At 72.4% G+C, this 17,984-nt stretch carries 17 protein-coding genes; 9 read left to right on the top strand and 8 right to left on the bottom strand.

Annotated elements, in window-relative coordinates; translation table 11 throughout:
* Window positions 1-8: 8 nt before the first annotated feature.
* From I3F58_RS22145 to I3F58_RS22165, 5 genes are read right to left on the bottom strand one after another with little or no spacing between them, the layout of a single operon-like run.
* Window positions 9-173, bottom strand: a complete 165-nt coding sequence (locus I3F58_RS22145) for a hypothetical protein (protein WP_162952559.1) — start codon at window positions 171-173, stop codon at window positions 9-11.
* Window positions 170-1,294, bottom strand: a complete 1,125-nt coding sequence (locus I3F58_RS22150) for a radical SAM protein (RefSeq protein WP_240110406.1) — start codon at window positions 1,292-1,294, stop codon at window positions 170-172. The genes I3F58_RS22145 and I3F58_RS22150 overlap by 4 nt, the downstream gene beginning before the upstream one ends.
* Window positions 1,279-1,500, bottom strand: a complete 222-nt coding sequence (locus I3F58_RS22155; RefSeq protein ID WP_240110407.1) for a hypothetical protein — start codon at window positions 1,498-1,500, stop codon at window positions 1,279-1,281. The genes I3F58_RS22150 and I3F58_RS22155 overlap by 16 nt, the downstream gene beginning before the upstream one ends.
* The gene (locus I3F58_RS22160) at window positions 1,488-1,817 is read right to left on the bottom strand and encodes a hypothetical protein (protein ID WP_240110408.1); all 330 of its coding nucleotides are present in this window, start codon (window positions 1,815-1,817) and stop codon (window positions 1,488-1,490) included. Before I3F58_RS22160 ends, I3F58_RS22155 begins: the two co-directional genes overlap by 13 nt.
* A complete protein-coding gene (locus I3F58_RS22165; RefSeq protein WP_240110409.1) occupies window positions 1,817-2,017 on the bottom strand; it encodes a hypothetical protein in 201 nt (66 codons plus the stop codon). Before I3F58_RS22165 ends, I3F58_RS22160 begins: the two co-directional genes overlap by 1 nt.
* Before the next feature lie 123 nt (window positions 2,018-2,140).
* On the opposite strand from I3F58_RS22165, the gene I3F58_RS22170 reads away from it, so the two are divergent.
* Window positions 2,141-3,487, top strand: coding sequence for a hypothetical protein (locus I3F58_RS22170; protein ID WP_240110410.1), 1,347 nt, complete (start codon window positions 2,141-2,143; stop codon window positions 3,485-3,487).
* On the opposite strand, the gene I3F58_RS22175 is transcribed toward I3F58_RS22170, so the two are convergent.
* Window positions 3,465-3,998: an NUDIX hydrolase gene (locus I3F58_RS22175; RefSeq protein WP_240110411.1), complete on the bottom strand. Its 534-nt coding sequence runs from the start codon at window positions 3,996-3,998 to the stop codon at window positions 3,465-3,467. The genes I3F58_RS22170 and I3F58_RS22175 overlap by 23 nt on opposite strands.
* Window positions 3,999-5,020: 1,022 nt before the next feature.
* The gene (locus tag I3F58_RS22180; RefSeq protein ID WP_240110412.1) at window positions 5,021-6,007 is read right to left on the bottom strand and encodes an NAD-dependent epimerase/dehydratase family protein; all 987 of its coding nucleotides are present in this window, start codon (window positions 6,005-6,007) and stop codon (window positions 5,021-5,023) included.
* Window positions 6,008-6,090: 83 nt separating this feature from the next.
* Here I3F58_RS22180 and I3F58_RS29695 point away from each other — a divergent pair, with 83 nt between their 5' ends.
* Entirely contained in the window at window positions 6,091-7,296 is a 1,206-nt protein-coding gene (locus I3F58_RS29695; protein ID WP_374208020.1) for a DUF2797 domain-containing protein, read from the top strand.
* On the opposite strand, the gene I3F58_RS22190 is transcribed toward I3F58_RS29695, so the two are convergent.
* Complete coding sequence (locus tag I3F58_RS22190; RefSeq protein WP_240110413.1) at window positions 7,293-8,228, bottom strand: MerR family transcriptional regulator; 936 nt, start codon at window positions 8,226-8,228, stop codon at window positions 7,293-7,295. The genes I3F58_RS29695 and I3F58_RS22190 overlap by 4 nt on opposite strands.
* A gap of 76 nt (window positions 8,229-8,304) precedes the next feature.
* Between I3F58_RS22190 and I3F58_RS22195 the strand changes: the two genes are divergently transcribed.
* The 7 genes from I3F58_RS22195 to I3F58_RS22225 all read left to right on the top strand — a co-directional run bounded on the left by I3F58_RS22195 (window position 8,305) and on the right by I3F58_RS22225 (window position 17,816).
* A complete protein-coding gene (locus tag I3F58_RS22195) occupies window positions 8,305-9,870 on the top strand; it encodes an alpha/beta fold hydrolase (RefSeq protein ID WP_240110414.1) in 1,566 nt (521 codons plus the stop codon).
* A 103-nt stretch (window positions 9,871-9,973) separates the two neighbouring features.
* Entirely contained in the window at window positions 9,974-10,342 is a 369-nt protein-coding gene (locus I3F58_RS22200; protein ID WP_240110415.1) for an antibiotic biosynthesis monooxygenase, read from the top strand.
* Between the two features lie 34 nt (window positions 10,343-10,376).
* Window positions 10,377-11,153, top strand: coding sequence for a response regulator transcription factor (locus I3F58_RS22205; RefSeq protein WP_275678801.1), 777 nt, complete (start codon window positions 10,377-10,379; stop codon window positions 11,151-11,153).
* Window positions 11,154-11,156: 3 nt separating this feature from the next.
* Complete coding sequence (locus I3F58_RS22210; protein ID WP_240110416.1) at window positions 11,157-12,758, top strand: cell wall metabolism sensor histidine kinase WalK; 1,602 nt, start codon at window positions 11,157-11,159, stop codon at window positions 12,756-12,758.
* A gap of 25 nt (window positions 12,759-12,783) precedes the next feature.
* A complete protein-coding gene (locus I3F58_RS22215) occupies window positions 12,784-14,088 on the top strand; it encodes a bifunctional glycosyltransferase family 2/GtrA family protein (protein WP_240110417.1) in 1,305 nt (434 codons plus the stop codon).
* Window positions 14,085-16,211, top strand: a complete 2,127-nt coding sequence (locus I3F58_RS22220; RefSeq protein WP_240110418.1) for a glycosyltransferase family 39 protein — start codon at window positions 14,085-14,087, stop codon at window positions 16,209-16,211. Before I3F58_RS22215 ends, I3F58_RS22220 begins: the two co-directional genes overlap by 4 nt.
* A gap of 99 nt (window positions 16,212-16,310) precedes the next feature.
* Window positions 16,311-17,816 (top strand): MFS transporter, encoded by a 1,506-nt coding sequence (locus I3F58_RS22225; RefSeq protein WP_240110419.1) that lies wholly within the window; start codon window positions 16,311-16,313, stop codon window positions 17,814-17,816.
* Window positions 17,817-17,984: the final 168 nt, after the last annotated feature.

The following is a 17,984-nucleotide window of genomic DNA, read 5'->3' on the forward strand; positions in this document are numbered from 1 at the left end:
CGTGTCGGTCAGTGGGGGTTGTCGTCCCCGGCGTCGCAGGAGCACTCCGCGCTCTCCACGATCACATCGAGGTCCTGGACGGCGGTGATCGACGCGGTCGCGACGGGCGGGGCCGCGCGGCGGGCCGAGGCCGGCGGGCCGGGGAGGATGGTCACCGGTACGGGCGGGGTCATGAGGCGTTCTCCTTGTCTCCGTGCTGGCAGTAGCTGTGCAGCGGCGCCTTGGCCTCCTGGTAGTGCTTGGCCAGGGGGCGGCAGACCCGGCAGGTGCCGGACAGGGCGCAGCCTTCGCACCCTCCGGTGCGAAGCATGAGGCGGTCGGCGATGGCGCCGAGCCGGGTGAGGCCGTCGATGCCTTCGGCCATGAGGTCGATCTGGTCGTCGCGGCCGACCTTGCAGATCGAGACCTTGGCGTGGGGGTCGGCGTGGAAGAAGGTGTGTCCCGCGTTGCAGCCGGCGAACGGCTTGCGCTGCCGCAGGTGGGCGGCGGACTGGGCGAGCAGCGGCTCTCCGCCGCCGTAGATCGTGGGCGTCATGTTCGTGTACGCGTGGTTCTCGACGTTCCACTCGTCGGCGAGCGCAGCCATCTCGTCGGCCTCGGAGGCGTTGTCCTCGGTCACCACGACGTTGATGCGCAGTGGAAGCCCCGCCTCGCGTGCGGCATCCATGCCGCGCCGGAACGCCTTCCACGCCCCGCGGCGCTGGGTGAGCGTGTCGAAGGACTCCTCGCTTGCCCCGTACATGCTGACCACCAGGCGGTAGGGCGGGCAGTCCCGGAAGAGCTTGAGGAGGTCGGGCCGCCAGAGCAGCGAGCCGTTGGTGGAGATGGTGAGCATCATCCCGGCCTGCCAGGCGTACCGGTAGGCGCCCTGGAAGTGGGGATCCATGGTGGGTTCGCCGCCGGTGATCTGGAGCCAGAGGACGCCAGCCTCGCGCATGATGTCGAGCAGCCGCACCTTGTCCTCCCAGCCGAGGCCGGAGAAGGGTCGCTCACCGAGGTAGCAGTGCTTGCAGCCGAAGTTGCAGCCGAGGTTGATCTCCCAGGAGGCCCGGCAGTAGCCGTACGGGGACGGCTCGCGCACCAGCACCGTGCCTTGCACGGGTCTGTCGCCCAGGTCCAGGCCCCACACATCGGCGGCGGTCTGCACCGCCCAGGCGGGAAGCGACACACCGTCGGCAGCGGCCTGGCGCAGGCCCTTGAAGTGGTCGACCGGGATTCGGGCACCGGCCCTTGCTCCCGGCTTGAGGAGAAGGTGTCCGTCGAGGAACGGGGAGGCGATCAGAGCATGGGCCATCGGTGGCCCTCCTTCCGGATCACGGAGCGGGACAGCACACGGGACTCCTGGCGGCCGACGCGGCAGTGGATCTCGCCCAGCCCGTTACAGGTGCCGCAGGTCTTGCCGGACGAGTTGGCGCCGCTGCCACCGCAGTCCCCGCACTGCTCGTTGCGAGGCGAGCGAGGGGGCCGGGTTTTGCGCGGGCTCGCGGTCAGCTGGTGCACGAGGCCTCCTCCAGGGCGTCCTCCCAGGTGTGCTGCTTGGCGTGGTCGGCGAACAGACAGCAGCCCTCACCGTCAGGCCCCGAGGCGGTCACCGGGCAGTCCGGCAGCACGACGAGTTCCGTCTCGTCCGGCCCGTGCCAGCGGACCCACAGCGCGGTCCCGTACGCGGCGGCGTCGGTGAGGAGACCGCAGTGCCCACCCTCGTCGTGCGCGGACAGCTGACACTGCACCGCCCTGTCGATGTACGGGGTGGCCGACCTCTCCTGCGCTTCCCATGCCAGGTCGAGGGGCACCCGGCGCCAGTGCACGCACCGCATCACGACACCATCCGGAAGGACGCGGCGGCGTTCCTTTCCTGCTGCGAGCACCGGGAGCAGACGCAGGGCGGGTAGCGGCCCGGGTTCTCCGGGACCGTCGGGTTCTCGCCCACGCGTACCTCTGTACGAGGCCCCCACGTCTGGCCGGAGTCGCGGGAGACCCGCAACGTCATCCGTACGTCGTCCTGTCCGTTCGCCATGGCCAGGAGCATCGCGATCCGCAGGCCCGACCAGAAAGGCCAAGCGGATTACCCAACTTGGGTACCATCACCCTTGGTTGACTAAGTGCAGCGATCCGTAGTCCTCATGCCGGAGCGTGCCCGATGCCCGAGCCATCTCGCTCGAAGGAACTCCTGGTCGGCCTGCTCACGGACCCAGTGATGATCGAGGCATGCCAGGCCAGAGACTTCGGCCGCATCTTCCAACTGGTCAAGGCACGAGCAGGCATCTACCCGTCGATGATTGCGCGCCGCTGCGACCTGACCCCGAGCCGCGTGGGCGAGGTGATCGCCGGACGGCGGCAGCTGCTGCACATGGACGTGATCGAACGGATCTCGGACGGACTGCGCATCCCCGGACACATGCTCGGTCTTGCCCGACGCTCCTGGGAGACGCCGCCCAGCCTGACGGTCACGCCCCGCGAACCGGCCGAGGTGCCGACCTCAGCCGTCGAACCACTGGCCGCCGGACTACCGGGGGCGGACGTCGACAGCATCCTCGCCCTGGCGGCCGATCGGGATCTCAGCGCCTCAACGCTGGAAGCGCTGCATTCGTCGATCGCGGACTACTGGCGCCGGGACGACGAGCACGGCGGCGAGACCTTACGGCCGGCGGTCGTCGGCCAGCTCCGCTACGTCGTCGACCTCCTCAAGGAACAGCGTCCGGCTCCTCTGTGGGACGGCCTGCACAGCATCGCGGCCGAACTGGCCCGGCTCACCGGATGGACCTACTTCGACGCCCGCCAGTACAACCAGGCACGCGCCTACTTCACCGAATCCCTCGGCCTGGCCAAGGCCATCGACGACCGCCAGTTCATGGCCAACGTCCTCGCCTGCATGAGCCTCCAGGCCACCTACCAGGACAAGCCCGGCGACGCCCTCGCACTCGTCACGGCCGCCCAGGACCAGGCCCGAGCCGCCGCGGGGACGACACCGCGCGTGCTGGCCATGCTCGCGATGCGCGAAGCCTTCGCCCACGCCACCCTCGGCAACCACGGCGCGACTCACACCGCGATCTCGGAAGCCCACACCCAGTTCGGGCGGATCAGCACAGGTGATCCGGACCCGGCCTGGGTCGCCTACTTCGACGAGCCGAAGCTGATCGTGGACACCGGCATTGCACACGGCCGCCTGGGCGAAGCCGCCCTCGCCGAACCCCTCATCGCGGACGCTCTCCGCCGAGAACACCAGTCGAACCACCGAGGCCGCGCCTTCCACGCCTTCTGGCTCGCCCGCACCCAGCTCCAGCGCGGCAAACTCGACGAGGCGTGCCACACGGCCATGGGTGCCTTGGCCCCGGCAGCGGCCATCAGCTCGCAACGAGTCGCCGGCCACCTCCGGGAGTTCTGCGAGCAGCTGGAGCCCTTCCGCCGGGAACCGGCCGCAGTGGCGTTCGAGTCCCGGCTCCGGGAGGTGCTGCCCCGTCAGGTCAGCGGATCGCCTCGTCCATGAGCACGTAGAGCAGCCCGACCAGGGAGCCGCTGCTGACGATCTCGCGCCGGTCGATCATGCCCCGCACGTCGGCCAGCGGAATCCACTCGATCCGGTCCGACTCATTCTTCTCGGTCGGCGGACCCTCGTACGTCGCCCCGTCGGCCCGGAAGACGTGGTGCTGGGAGTCAGTGATGCCGTTCGCTGGCTCCGCGTAGATCAGCGGCTTGACAGGACCGGGACGCCAGCCGGTTTCCTCCAGCACCTCCCGGGCAGCCGCGTCGGCCGGCGTCTCGCCCTCCTCGACCAGACCCATGGGCAGTTCCCACGCCCAGGCGTCCGTGATGAAGCGGTGCCGCCACATCATCAGGACCTCGCGCCGCTCGTTCAGGACGGCGGCCACGGCCAGATGCCGAAGCTTGACGACGTGGTGCTCCCAGCGGTTCCCGTCCGGCGTCTCGACGTCGGTGAGCCACAAGTTCACCCAGCTGTTCTCGTAGATCGGACGTTCCCCGTGGATCTTCCACTGCATCGCTGCGGCCCCTCTCGATCGACCTCCAGCATCGCAGAACGAACCTCGAGGACAGCAGAGTTCGGCGACTTAGCGTCGATCTGACATATAGAGGTGGCGCCTACTCACAACTGCGGCGACCTTGGCTTTGATCCCCCCACCGGGAGGCGTGTCTGATAAGTAACACTTTCTCTCGTTTACGGTTCAATCTCAGGTCGTGCACCGTCGCCATCCCCGTGCTGAAGGGAACGCGGTGACTCGATGAGATCCTCCAATTCAAACAGAGTGGGCTCCCGTTGCTGTTCGAAGTAGTTCCGGGTTGCTTCGTCCAGTTCTTGGCACTCTTCCGGTGTCAGGGAAGTGAGCAGTGTGAGGGCGGCCGGGGCAAGTGCGCCCAGCGGGAACTTGGCTGCTGTCCTTCCCTTTCCGATTCTGCTGGGAAAATCGCAAACCAATGGGCAGATCTACCGGCACGCCGCTGACGCTGGCCATATCCGGTCACTGCTGGGCGGCGGAAGGTGGAAGTACGGGCTGGACCCGGACGGTTCACCCTCATCTCCTTGGGGTGAGCAAGAGGGACACTGATCCATTTGTGACGGCAACTCTGACGGCAACGACGGCACGCAGAGGCCGATGGTCACCACGGTAGGCAATCAGGCTGTGGGAGGGAGGGCGACCCTCTCCCAGAGATGCCCGATCCTACGGATCAGAAGGTTGCAGGTTCGAATCCTGCCGAGTGCACAGCAGGCTAGAGGCCCCGGAGAAATCCGGGGCCTCTGGCGTTTCCGGCGGTGTTTCCGGGAAGCACGGCAGCCAGGGTGACGGGTCAGCCGACGGCCGGGTCAGTTGGCGCCTTCACGCTGCTCGGGGGCGCGGCTGCCACTCGGCGCGCCCAGTCTTCAAGTGGTTGTCGGCAGCTCACGGGGCTGCCACTGACGAAGCCCGTACTTTCCCGGTGAGCGACCCGGCCGAGGCCGCTCCGTCTCTGACTGCGCGGGAGGTGTCGACGCATGTCCTTCGCGGGGGTGGTTCGGGCGGAGCGGTCAACCGAGGGCGGTGAGCAGTTCCCTCTCGCGGGCCGGGGTGAGGCCGGCGCGGCGGGGGCGGTGGAGGTCCTGGGTACGTTCCCAGGCGAGGGTGTCGGACAGTGTCTCCGTGAGGGGGCGGAGGCCGAGGCCCGTCTTGCGGGCGGCCGTTCCGTTGCGGGTGGACCAGCCTTCCGAGCCGGGTTCGACCAGCCATTGAGGGAGGGACTCAGGACCCATGTACTGGGCCACGCCCTGGGCGAGGAGCCAGTTCGAGGGGGCCGGGACGACCGGACCCGTGTGGCCGCCGATCTCCCGGGAAGCGGCGATCCAGTCCGCGAAGGGCGTTGTGCGTCCCACCGCGTCGTAGGTGCCTGCCGCTCTCTCCTCCGCCATGGTCATCAGCCAGGCCGTCAGGTCTCTCACGTCGATCGTCTGGGTGGGGAGCCTCGGGGTGTCCGGGACCAGGAGGGGGGACTTCGGGGCGCGGGCGGCGCGGGCCACCCAGTAGCCGGAGCGGCCGCTCGGGTCTCCGGGGCCGCCGATCAGGCCCGGGCGGACGGTGAGCAGGCGGTCGCCCACTGCCTCCGCCGACGCCTGTTCGCAGGCGACCTTCGCCTCGCCGTACAGCGTGCGGTCGGCCTCGCGTTCGGCGGTGGGTCCGAGGAGGGGCGCGGACTCGTCGGCGTCCGGTTCGGAGTGGGAGGCGTACGCGTTGATGGACGAGACGTACGTCCAGTGCCTCGCCCGGCCGCCCAGCGCGGCGAGCGCGTCGCGGACGAAGCCCGGCTGCCAGGACACCTCGAACACCGCGTCCCAGGTGCGGTCGAGGAGCGGCGCGTACGGGGCGGGGCCGCTCCGGTCGGCTGTCACCAGCCTCGCGCCCTCCGTCACCTGTCCGCTCTCGCCGCGCGCGAGACAGGTCGCCCGGTGGCCCCGCCGAATCGCCTCCCGCGACAACTCCCGCCCCAGCCACGCCGTTCCGCCCAATATCAGGATCTCCATTCCGGAAGCCAAGCACCGTGGGTGATCCTTCGGCGGGTGGTTCGCTTTCGGCGGACCCGTGGACGCGAGGGGTGTCGGGAACAGTGGGTGGGCATTGCTGCGAGTCCATGGAGCGGTATGTGGCCGGGGAGTGCTCGACGCACGGTGATCCGTACGCGTGCCCCGACGCGCTGGTGGTGTTCGTGGCCAGGTTCCAGGAGTACGGGCTGGTCATCCACGACGGAGGGTCCTCGTACGCAGGGATGGACTACTGCCCCTGGTGCGGAACGCGGCTGCCGGAGTCCCGGCGGGACCGGTGGTTCGAGGAGATGGAGCGGCTCGGGATCGACCCTGTGAGGACGCGGTGCCCGAGGAGTACTGGGACGACCGGTGGTGGAGGCGGGACGAGGGGCGTCCGGCAGGCGGGCGTGTGGAACAGTGACGGTGTGGTGTGGCGGTGTCTCGGGGTGCGGTGGCGGGGCGGGGAGCCCTGCTGGGTGTGGGAGGGCGGCCGGGTGAGCCCGTTGCCGTACGGGAGGGAGCTGTTCTTCGGGGTGGTGGGGGAGCGGCTCTGTCCCGGAGCACGGGGGAACGCCTGCCCGGTGCGCGGAGTGCTGGACGGGCGGAGCACGGGCGGGCTGTGTGCGGACTGCGCGCGGCTGGACCGGATGATGTCCGTCGCCGCCGACACCGTCAGCGATGACCCGCGTGTGTTCCGGGTCTACCTGGCCTGGTTCGGGCCCGGGCTGGTCAAGGTGGGGATCACCGCCGAAGAGCGCGGGGACGCCCGGCTGCTGGAGCAGGGCGCCCTCGCCTTCACCTGGCTCGGGCGCGGGGCGCTGATGGCCGCGCGGCGGACCGAGGTGGTGCTCGGAGCCGCCCTGGGTGTGCCCGACCGGATTCCTTACGCGGTGAAGCGCGCGGCCCGGGTGGCCGACGCCGCCGGGACCGAGGAGCAGCGGGCCGGGGCCGTCGGACGGGTGTACCGGGACGCTGTCGGCGTCGGGGCGTGGGGCGACACTCTGGAACGGCTGCCGCTCGAAGTCCGGGACCACACCGAGGCGTTCGGGCTGGCGCGGCTCAGGCGGCTCGACGGGGTGGTACGGGAGCTGGGCGACGGGTGCGTGGTGCGCGGGGAACTGCTCGGGGTCGCCGGGCCCGATCTGCATCTACGGCTGGAGGACGGGCGGTTCGTGGTGCTGGACGGGCGGCTGGCCGCGGGGTGGGCGTTCGTGCGGGGCGATGCGGTCGATGACGGGTGGGGGCCCGTGGTGGTGGAGGCGGGGGGCTCGCAGAGTGGGCTTTTCTAGGGGGTCCCGTGCGAGCGCCCGCCCGCCGTCACCGCCAGCGCGCGCGTCAGCCAGTCATGGGCCGCGCCCGGGGTGACCGTTCCCGGCGGCGACAGTTCGGCCACCAGGTGCCAGTACGCGTCGATACGCGGCTCGCCCGCCAGCTGGTCGCTCAGCGCACGGCGGAACGCCGATGTGTCCCGGCCCCGCCCGGCCTGGGCGTACGCGGCGACGAAGCAGTCCAGGGCCTCCCCGGACCCAGGCCGCCGGCCCTGCCGCACGGCTGCGGAGGCCAGCGCGTACGCCTCCGCGAGGCCCTCGTACAGCACCCCCGGCCGCAGGCCCCCGTCGCGGCGGTGCGCCCGGGGCTGGCTCCCGGGCTTCCCGGGGTCGCCGCCCACGACCAGCGCGTGCAGCCGGGCGAGCGCCAGCACCTGGTCCGGCGTCGGGTCCTCCGGCGGCACCGGCACCGCGTGGTCCACCACCAGGCCCACCACCCGGGACGGCATCCTCGGCGGCAGCCAGCGGCGCCAGAACGCGGCCAGCACCGTCGTGTCGGGCGGCGCGCTCATCCCCCCGAGCAGGGACAGCCGCTCGGCCCGCTCGCCGGGCGCGCAGTCGTGGAGCAGCCGCAGCGCCGCCTCCTGCCAGCGCAGCGCCGCCATCCGGGACCCGACCTCCCGCAGCCGCGCCGCCAGGACGTCCCGTACGGCCGGTTCCTCCGGCGCGCCCTCCAGGACCCTTCCGACCTGCGGGACCGGCAGCTCCAGGCCCCGCAGTGTGCGGATCAGCCGGAGCCGTTCCAGAGCGTCGGGACCGTACCGGCGGTGACCGCCCGAGCTGCGCGCGGCCTCGGGCAGCAGGCCCTGGTCCGAGTAGAAGCGGACCGTCTTGACGGTCGTTCCGGCCCGTGCCGCGAGTTCGCCGATGCTCCACAGACCGTCGGCTTCCACGATGACTTGAACCTCCCTCAGGGGGAGTTCCTACGGTACCCGCGACCGACAGGCCCTGGCTGTGGAGGGGAATCGCGTGACTGCTTTCGTACTGGTGCCGGACATGTTCACCGGAGGGGACTGGATCTGGGACGAGGTCGCCGGGCGGCTGAGGGACGCGGGGGCCGAGGCCCTTCCCGTGGTCCTCACCGCCACGCCGGACGCCGATCTCGAGACGCATGTACGGGACGTGCTGCGGGTCCTCGACGCGGCCGCCGACAGTGCTCCGGGCGGCTCCGGTCTCGTTCTCGTCGGGCACGGCTACGGCATCCACCCGGTGCTCGCCGCCGTCGGCCGGCGCGCGACGCTGCCGGGCCTGCGGGTCGTCCACCTCGACGCGGGCGTGCCCCAGGACGGCGACCCGGCCCTCGCCCTCGTACCGGACCAGGGGCTTGCGGAACGGCTCGGCCGCGACGGAGGGGCTGCCGTGGCGCCGCCGGACGACGCCGACGGGTGGGCCCGTTACGGGAGCCCCGCCGGCGTGGCCCCGGACGATCTGGCGCGGCTGACCCGGGAGGCCGTGCCCCAGCCCGTACGGACCCTGACCCAGCCGCTCCGGCTTTCCGGGGACGTCCACACGTCGCTCCCGACCACCGGTGTGCTGTGCACCGGGAACGGTTCGGGCATCGCCCTGCTGGAGCATCTGGCCGCGTTCGGTGAGCCGCGGCTCAAGGCGCTCGTGGACGACCGGGTCACCTTCTTCGAACTCGACACCGGACACTGGCCGATGCTGTCCGCGCCCGCGGCACTCGCGGACGTCCTGCTGAAGGCCGCGGCGGGTGAGGGGTACCGGCTGCGCGTCGCCGCGGACGGGGAGACGCCCCCGCATCTGCGGCCGTTCCTGCTCGACGGCCCGGAGGCCGTGATCACGCGTGAGCGGTCCGGTCGTGTCGACCTGTACCTGCCGGATGCCGGGGCGGACGGGGAGGACCTCGCGGCCGGTGCGCCCCGGCCCGCGATCGTGTTCGTCCACGGCGGGCCCGTCCCCGCCGAGGCGCGGCCGACTCCCCGCGACTGGCCAGGCCTGCGGGGGTACGGACGGTACGCGGCCCGGCTGGGCGTGGTCGGCGTCACGCTGGACCACCGGCTGCACGACCTCGGGGGCTACGGGGACGCCGCCGAGGACCTGGCCGCGGCGGTGGAGCTCGTACGGGCCGACCCCCGGGTCGACGGGGATCGGGTCGCGCTGTGGTTCTTCTCCGGCGGCGGGCTGCTGGCGGCCGACTGGCTGGCGGAGTCGCCAACGTGGCTGCGCTGTGTCGCGGTGACCTATCCGATCCTGGCGCCGCTGCCCAACTGGGGGCTCTCCGACAGCCGGTTCCGGCCCGTGGCAGCCGTGTCGGCCGCCGCCGGGGCCGCACCGCCGGTGGTGCTGACCCGGGTGGGGCGGGAGATGCCGGAGATCGCCGCCACGGTGGCGGAGTTCCTGGCCGCCGCCGAGGAGAGCGGCGCCCCCGTCGAGGTCGTCGACCTGCCGGACGGGGAGCACGGCTTCGAGACGACCGACCACGGGGACGCGGCCCGGCGGGCCGTGCAGGGGGCGATGCGGCGCGTCCGCGCACACCTGGGGACGCCGGGCGGCGGTGAGGGGGATCCGGCCTGAACCGTGGCCGGATTAATCGGGTGGCACGGCATCCGGGCAAAGGGTTGGATCCCTTTGCGGCGGGCCCTGGACCGGGGCCCGCGGCCTCGATCAAGGTGAGGGCATGGCGCTCGGAATCGTGGGCGGTCTCGAACCGCCCTACTACACCGTTGTCTTCACTTCGATCCAGACCGAGGAGGCGCAGCAGGGCGACGACTACGGGGGTGTCGCCGCCCGCATGGCCGAACTCGTCGGGGGCGTACCCGGGTTTCTCGGGGTGGACTTCGCCCGCACGCCGGGCGGTGTCGGTATCACCGTCGGCTATTTCCGCGACGAGGAGGCCATCGCCGCCTGGCGGCGCGACCTGGAGCACCAGGACGCCCAGCGGCGTGGACGCGAGCACTGGTACGAGCGGTACAGCGTCCACGTCGCCAAGGTCGAGCGGGCCTACGGCTTCGACCGGGGTTCTCAGGAAATTCACAGGAACCCGTAAGCCCCCTCTCAGGCGGGCTCGCGAGCGTGGTGCCATGACCGCCACCTCGCTTCCCTCCTTCCGCACCGAGCCGGGCCGCCACCCGGAGCCGGGCCTCCGCACCCGGCTGAGACGGCCGGACGGCGGGCCCGTCCGGGTGCTCGTCGTCGACGACGAGGCCTCGCTCTCGGAGCTGCTGTCCCTCGCCCTCCGCTACGAGGGCTGGGAGGTGCGCAGCGCCGAGGACGGCTCCGGCGCGCTGCGCGCCGCGCGGGAGTTCCGGCCCGACGCCGTCGTCCTCGACGTGATGCTGCCGGACGTGGACGGGCTGAGCCTGCTCCAGCGGCTGCGGCGCGAACACGTCGACGTACCGGTGCTGTTCCTCACCGCCAGGGACTCCGTCGAGGACCGGATCGCCGGGCTGACGGCCGGCGGTGACGACTACGTCACCAAGCCGTTCAGCCTGGAGGAGGTCGTCGCCCGGCTGCGCGGGCTGATCCGCCGCTCCGGCGCCGCCCTGGCCCGGGACGAGTCGCTGCTGGTCGTCGGGGACCTCACGCTCGACGAGGACAGCCACGAGGTGACCCGGGGCGGCGAGGGCATCCACCTCACCGCCACCGAGTTCGAGCTGCTGCGGTACCTCATGCGCAACCCCCGCCGGGTGCTCAGCAAGGCCCAGATCCTCGACCGGGTGTGGAACTACGACTTCGGCGGCCAGGCCAACGTCGTCGAGCTGTACATCTCGTACCTCCGTCGCAAGATCGACGCCGGGCGGACCCCGATGATCCACACCCGGCGCGGGGCCGGGTACCTGATCAAGCCCGGGGAGTGAGGCGTGCGCATCACCCCGGCGCCGGGACCGTGGTGGCGCCGGTCACCGCGCCGCCGGTTCTCGCTGCGTACCCGGCTCGTCCTGTCCGCCGTCGCGCTGATCGCGGTGGTCGCCGCCGTCATCGGGGCGGTGACCACGATCGCGCTGCGTTCGTACCTGGTCGAGCAGAAGGACGAGCAGCTGTACGAGGCGCTCAAGCACAGCCGGACGGCCCCGCCCGCGCGGGTCGCCGACCTGCGGTTCGTCGGTGGGCCCGGTCACGACATCGGGACGGTCGGCGGCCGGGCCGACGGGCCCACCGAGCCGCTCGCCCGGTCCGGCCGACTGGACAGCCCGTACCCCGGCGACCCGCTCGGCACCCTGTCCGACGGCCAGCTCGCCGCCCTGTCCGCCGCGCCGCGCGACGGCGACCCGCACACGGTTCCCCTCCCGGGGCTCGGCGACTACCGGGTGCTGTCATCCGCTGACGGCCGTACTGTGCTCGGCTTCCCCCTGGGCGACGTCCAGGACACCGTCACGACCCTCGTCTGGGTCGAGGTGTCCGTCACCGCCGCCGGGCTGGTCGCGGCGGGCATCGCGGGGGGCTCGCTCGTCGGGGTCGCCCTGCGCCCGCTGCGCCGCGTGGCCGCGACCGCCACCCGGGTCAGCGAGCTGCGCCTGCACAGCGGGGAGGTGGCGCTCCACGAACGCGTACCCGGGGCCGAGGCCGATCCGCGCACCGAGGTCGGTCAGGTCGGCGCCGCCCTCAACCGGATGCTCGACCATGTGCACGCGGCGCTGGACGCCCGCCAGGAGAGCGAGACCCGGGTCCGGCAGTTCGTCGCGGACGCCAGTCACGAGCTGCGCACGCCCCTGGCCTCCATACGCGGCTACGCCGAGCTGACCCGGCGCGGTCAGGGCGCGGCCGACACCCGGCGTGCCCTGGACCGGATCGAGGCCGAGGCGACCCGGATGACCGGGCTGGTCGAGGACCTGCTGCTGCTCGCCAGGCTCGACGCGGGACGCCCCCTGGGGTACGCGGAGACGGACCTGGCCCCGCTGGTCGTGGACGCCGTCAGCGATGCCCGCGCGGCCGGGCAGGAGCACCTCTGGCGCCTGGACCTGCCGTCCGGACCGGACCCGGTGGCCGTCCACGGCGATGCGGCCCGGCTCCAGCAGGTACTCGTCAATCTGCTCGCCAACGCCCGCACCCACACCCCGCCGGGCACCACCGTCACCGCCCGGGTCCGCAGCGGCGGGCCGCACGGCCGGGAGGCGGTCGTGGAGGTCGAGGACGACGGGCCGGGCATCCCGCCCGACCTGCTTCCGCACGTCTTCCAGCGGTTCGCGCGCGGCGACTCCTCGCGGTCCCGCCACTCCGGCTCCACCGGGCTCGGCCTCGCCATCGTGCGGGCCGTCGTCACCGCGCACGGCGGCCGGGTGGACGTGACCAGCGAGCCGGGGCGCACGGTCTTCTCCGTACGGCTTCCCGTCCGCCGCGGCGTCACCCGGGACGGCTCGCGGGCCCGAGCCGGGGCACAGGACCGGGGCGACGGACAGGAACGGGGCGACGCACCGGTCCGGGGCGACTCACAGGCCGGGCACAGCTTCGTCACACGGCCCTGACAGCGCCGCACGCGAGCGTCGGGGCATGCCAACCGACACCGACACGCCGACCCCCTCGCGCCGGGGCGTGGGCACCCTGCCCGCCCGGCAGCACCTGCCGGTGGACAGCGCCGAACGGCCCGTCCTGGACGTCGTGGTGCCCGTCTACAACGAGGAGAAGGACCTGGAGCCGTGCGTGCGCAGGCTCCACGCCCATCTCGCCCGCACTTTCCCCTACGGCTTCCGCATCACTGTGGCCGACAACGCGAGCACCGACCGCACCCCGGACGTAGCCGCGCACCTCGCGCGCACCGTCCCGGGCGTACGGTTCGTGCGACTGGAGCAGAAGGGGCGCGGGCGGGCCCTGCGGACGGTCTGGTCCGCGTCCGACGCGCCCGTCCTCGCCTACATGGACGTGGACCTGTCCACCGACCTGAACGCGCTGCTGCCGCTGGTCGCCCCGCTCATCTCCGGGCACTCCGACCTGGCCATCGGCTCCCGGCTCGCCCGCAGTTCCCGGGTGGTGCGCGGGCCGAAACGAGAGCTGGTCTCCCGGGCGTACAACCTGATCCTGCGCGGCTCGCTCGCCGCCCGGTTCAGCGACGCCCAGTGCGGCTTCAAGGCGATACGGCGCGAGGTGGCCGAGCGGCTGCTGCCGATGGTGCAGGACGGCGGCTGGTTCTTCGACACGGAGCTGCTGGTGCTGGCCGAGCGGGCCGGGCTGCGTATCCACGAGGTGCCGGTCGACTGGGTCGACGACCCGGACTCGACCGTCGACATCGTCAGGACCGCGACCGACGACCTGAAGGGCGTATGGCGGGTCGGGCGGGCGCTCGCCAAGGGCACCCTGCCGCTGGACCGGCTGGCCCGACCCTTCGGGGACGACCCGCGCGACCGGCTGATCGGCGGCGTCCCTGGCGGACTGGCCCGCCAGCTGGTCGGCTTCTGCGCGGTCGGTGTGCTCTCGACCCTCTTCTACCTGGCGCTGTACACGCTGTTCCGGCTCGGCGTGGGGCCGCAGGTCGCCAACGCCGCCGCGCTGCTGGTGTCGGCGGTCGCCAACACCGCCGCCAACCGCCGTCTGACGTTCGGTGTACGGGGCCGGGGCCGGGCCGTGCGCCACCAGGCGCAGGGGCTGGTCGTGTTCGGTATCGGCCTGGCACTCACCAGCGGCTCGCTGGCCGCGTTGGAGGCCGCCACCGGCCATCCGTCACAGGCCACCGAGATGGCCGTGCTCATCGCCGCGAACCTCGCCGCGACGGTGCTGCGGTTCCTGCTGTTCCGCGCCTGGGTGTTCCCGGACCGCCGTGACGACTCCGCTGCTGTACCGGGACAGGGGGAACCCCGATGAACTCCACCACCACGAACGCCGATGTTTCACGTGAAACCGTTTCAGGCGGGACTGTTTCACGTGAAACACCGCCCACGTCCGCCAGGGGCGCGGACCCGCGATGGGCGCGCCCGGCCTTCCTCGGCCTGCTGCTCGCCACCGGGCTCCTCTACCTCTGGAACCTGGACGCGTCCGGGTACGCCAACTCCTTCTACTCCGCTGCCGTTCAGGCGGGCAGCGAGAGCTGGAAGGCCTTCTTCTTCGGTTCGTCCGACGCCGCGAACTCCATCACGGTGGACAAGCCCCCGGCGGCGCTCTGGCCGATGGCCCTGTCCGTACGGCTCTTCGGGCTCGGGTCGTGGCAGATCCTGGTACCCGAGGTGCTGATGGGGGTCGGGACGGTCGCCGTGGTGTACGCGGCGGTCCGGCGCCGGTTCAGCCCGGCAGCCGGGCTCATCGCGGGCGGGGTGCTGGCGTTGACGCCGGTCGCCGCCCTGATGTTCCGCTTCAACAACCCGGACGCGCTGCTCGCTCTGCTGATGACCGTCGCCGTGTACTGCGTGCTGCGGGCGCTGGAGGGTGGCCGGACGTCGTGGCTGGTGTGGGCGGGGGTCGCGCTGGGCTTCGCGTTCCTGACGAAGACGCTCCAGGCGTTCCTGATCCTGCCTGCCCTGGCGGTGGTGTACGCGGTGTGTGCGCCGACCGGGCTCGCGCGGCGCTTCGGTCAGCTGGCGCTGGCGGGGCTGGCGTTGGTGGTGTCCGGAGGCTGGTGGGTGGCGCTGGTCGAACTGTGGCCGGAGGAGTCCCGTCCTTACATCGGGGGCTCGCAGAGCAACAGCTTTCTGGAGCTGACCTTCGGCTACAACGGCCTGGGCCGGATCAACGGCGACGAGGTCGGGAGTGTCGGCGGCGGAGGCGGCCCGGGCGGGCGCTGGGGCGAGACCGGCGTCGGGAGGATGTTCAACGACGCGATCGGCGGCCAGATCTCCTGGCTGCTGCCCGCCGCGCTGATCCTGCTGGCCGCCGGGCTGGTCCTGATCTGGAGGGCACCGCGTACGGACACGGCGCGGGCGGCGTTCCTGGTGTGGGGCGGCTCGCTGCTCACGACGCTCGCGGTGTTCAGCTTCATGGCGGGGATCTTCCACGAGTACTACACGGTGGCCCTGGCTCCGTATGCCGCGGCACTGGTCGGCATGGGCGCGACCGTGCTGTGGGAGGAGCGGGCGCGGCTCGCGGCCTCGGCGGCTCTCGCGGCGGCCTCGGCGGCGACGGCGCTGTGGGCGTTCGTGCTGCTGGGCCGGACGCCTGACTATGTGCCGTGGCTTCGGTGGGCGGTGCTGGTGGGCGGTCTGGTGGCGGCAGCGGGGCTGCTGGGTGCGGTCCGGCTGGGGCGGCGGACGGCGCTCGGCGCGGCGGGGCTCGCGCTGGCGGCGGCCCTGGCGGCGCCGGGGGCTTACACGCTGAGCACGCTGACGAGCGGCCACCAGGGCTCGATCGTCATGGCGGGTCCCGCGTCGGCACGCGGCGGCGGGCCGGGCGGGATGCCGGGCGGGGGTCCTGGCGGAGGTGCCGACGGCGGGATGCCCGGGCGGGCCGGCGTCGGGAACGGCGGCGGCGCCCGTGACGGCGCCCGTGACGGTGGACGTGGCTCGCAACAGCAGCCCGGCCGGCAACAGCAGCCCGGCCAGGGCGGCCAGGGCGGTTTCCCCGGAGGCATGGCCCCGCCCGCCGGGGGCGCGGGCGGCCCCGGCGGTGAGCGCGGCGGCGGTATGGGCGGGCTCATCAGCGGTGCGAACGTCAGCGACGCCGCCGCGGCGAAGCTGAAGGAGGACGCCGCGTCCTACACCTGGGCCGCCGCGGCCGTCGGCTCCCAGAACGCGGCGAGCTACCAACTCGCCACCGAGCAGCCGGTCATGGCGATCGGAGGGTTCAACGGCAGCGACCCGTCCCCGACGCTCGACCAGTTCAAGCAGTACGTCGCGGAGGGCAGGGTCCACTACTTCATCGCGGGCGGCGGCCGCGGTGGCCCCGGCGTCGACGGAAACAGTGCCAGCACACGGATCAGCGAGTGGGTCGAGGCCACGTTCCAGCAGGTCACGGTGGGCGGCGCGACCCTCTACGACCTGACGAGGGAGGTGGCGTAGCGGCGGCGCGGCCTTCGGCCGAAAAGAGATATACAGCGTAGAAGAAAGCCTTGTACGGTGTACGGGAGTCGCTTCCCTTACACCGTACAAGGAGTTCTGTTGACGGCAACGACCGCCGAGACCCCGACACCCGCCGCCACCCCTTCCGGGGGCGGCCACCCGCAGCGCTGGCTGATCCTCGGCGTCGTCTGCCTCGCCCAGCTCACCGTGCTGCTCGACAACACCGTCCTGAACGTGGCGATCCCCTCCCTCACCCGGGAACTGGACGCGTCCACGTCCGACATCCAGTGGATGATCAATGCCTATGCGCTGGTCCAGTCCGGCCTGCTGCTCACCGCCGGGAACGCCGCGGACCGCTACGGCCGCAAGCGCATGCTGCTCACCGGCCTCGCGGTCTTCGGTCTCGGCTCGCTCGCGGCCGGGCTGGCGCAGTCGAGCACGCAGCTCATCGCGGCCCGCGCGGGCATGGGCGTGGGCGGCGCGCTTCTCATGACCACCACGCTCGCGGTCGTCGTCCAGATCTTCGACGACACGGAGCGGGTGAAGGCGATCGCGATCTGGTCGACCGTCAGTTCACTGGGCTTCGCGGCCGGGCCGCTGCTGGGCGGCTTCGTGCTGGACCACTTCTGGTGGGGCGCGATCTTCCTGATCAACCTGCCGGTCGCCGCGCTCGGGCTGGCCGCGGTCACCGTCCTCGTACCGGAGTCCCGTCACCGGCAGGGCGACCGCCCGGACCTCCTGGGCGCGCTGCTCTCCACCGTCGGCATGACGTCCGTCGTGTACGCGATCATCAACGGCCCTGAGGACGGCTGGACCTCCACGGAGGTGCTGGCGGCCGCGTCGCTGGGCGCGCTGGTGCTGGCCGGTTTCGCTCTGTGGGAGCTGAAGACCCCGTACCCCATGCTGGACATGCACTTCTTCCGGAACCAGCGGTTCGTCGGCGCGGTCGCCGGAGCGATCCTGGTGGCCTTCGGGATGACGGGCTCGCTGTTCCTGCTCACCCAGCACCTCCAGTTCGTGCTGGGGTACGACCCGCTGGCGGCGGGGCTCCGGACGGCGCCGCTGGCGCTGACCGTGGTCGCGCTGAACCTGAGCGGGGCGGGCGCGCGGCTGCTGCCGAAGCTCGGCACACCCGTCACGATCGCGCTGGGCATGGCCCTGGTGTCGGCGGGCCTCGCGTCGATCGCGCTGCTCGGCGGCGCGCACGGATACGGCGGCATGCTGCTGGGCCTGGTGATCATGGGCGCGGGCGTGGCGCTGTCGATGCCGGCCATGGCCAACGCCATCATGAGCGCGATCCCGCCGGAGAAGGCCGGGGTGGGCGCGGGGATCAACGGCACCCTCGCGGAGTTCGGCAACGGGCTGGGTGTGGCGGTGCTCGGCGCCGTGCTGAACGCCCGGTTCGCGGCGGTGGCTTCGGTGACGGCGGCCTCGCTGCCCGCCGCGCTGGCCGCGGCGGAAGGCCGGGCCGAGCGGGAGCGCATCGCGGACGCGTTCGCCTCGGGCCTGGAGACCAGCCAGCTGGTCGGCGCGGTCGCGGTCCTGGCGGGCGGCCTGCTGGCGGCCCTGCTCCTCAGGCGAGCGGAGAAGGGGGCGCGGGGCTAGGGCGGCATAGCATCGGCGGGATGGATCGACGAGGAGGCACCTCATGACGGCGGCGCCCGACCACGCGGACCCCCACGCCGTACCGCAGGCCCCGACGGGGCCGGAGGCCCTGGCACCGGGGCAGCCCCCGGCGGCGCCCGGCGGCCCGGGGGCCGCCGGCCCCGAACC

Source organism: Streptomyces sp. MUM 203J (assembly GCF_022414595.1).
Taxonomy (GTDB): Bacteria; Actinomycetota; Actinomycetes; order Streptomycetales; family Streptomycetaceae; genus Streptomyces.

Coding starts and splice junctions, on each gene's coding strand:
- I3F58_RS22200 (WP_240110415.1), top strand. CDS start 9,974: ATGGCGCTCGGAATCGTGGGCGGTCTCGAACCGCCCTACTACACCGTT.
- I3F58_RS22220 (WP_240110418.1), top strand. CDS start 14,085: ATGAACTCCACCACCACGAACGCCGATGTTTCACGTGAAACCGTTTCA.
- I3F58_RS22175 (WP_240110411.1), bottom strand. CDS start 3,998: ATGCAGTGGAAGATCCACGGGGAACGTCCGATCTACGAGAACAGCTGG.
- I3F58_RS22180 (WP_240110412.1), bottom strand. CDS start 6,007: ATGGAGATCCTGATATTGGGCGGAACGGCGTGGCTGGGGCGGGAGTTG.
- I3F58_RS22145 (WP_162952559.1), bottom strand. CDS start 173: ATGACCCCGCCCGTACCGGTGACCATCCTCCCCGGCCCGCCGGCCTCG.
- I3F58_RS22205 (WP_275678801.1), top strand. CDS start 10,377: ATGACCGCCACCTCGCTTCCCTCCTTCCGCACCGAGCCGGGCCGCCAC.
- I3F58_RS22215 (WP_240110417.1), top strand. CDS start 12,784: ATGCCAACCGACACCGACACGCCGACCCCCTCGCGCCGGGGCGTGGGC.
- I3F58_RS22160 (WP_240110408.1), bottom strand. CDS start 1,817: ATGCGGTGCGTGCACTGGCGCCGGGTGCCCCTCGACCTGGCATGGGAA.
- I3F58_RS22165 (WP_240110409.1), bottom strand. CDS start 2,017: ATGGCGAACGGACAGGACGACGTACGGATGACGTTGCGGGTCTCCCGC.
- I3F58_RS22170 (WP_240110410.1), top strand. CDS start 2,141: ATGCCCGAGCCATCTCGCTCGAAGGAACTCCTGGTCGGCCTGCTCACG.
- I3F58_RS22150 (WP_240110406.1), bottom strand. CDS start 1,294: ATGGCCCATGCTCTGATCGCCTCCCCGTTCCTCGACGGACACCTTCTC.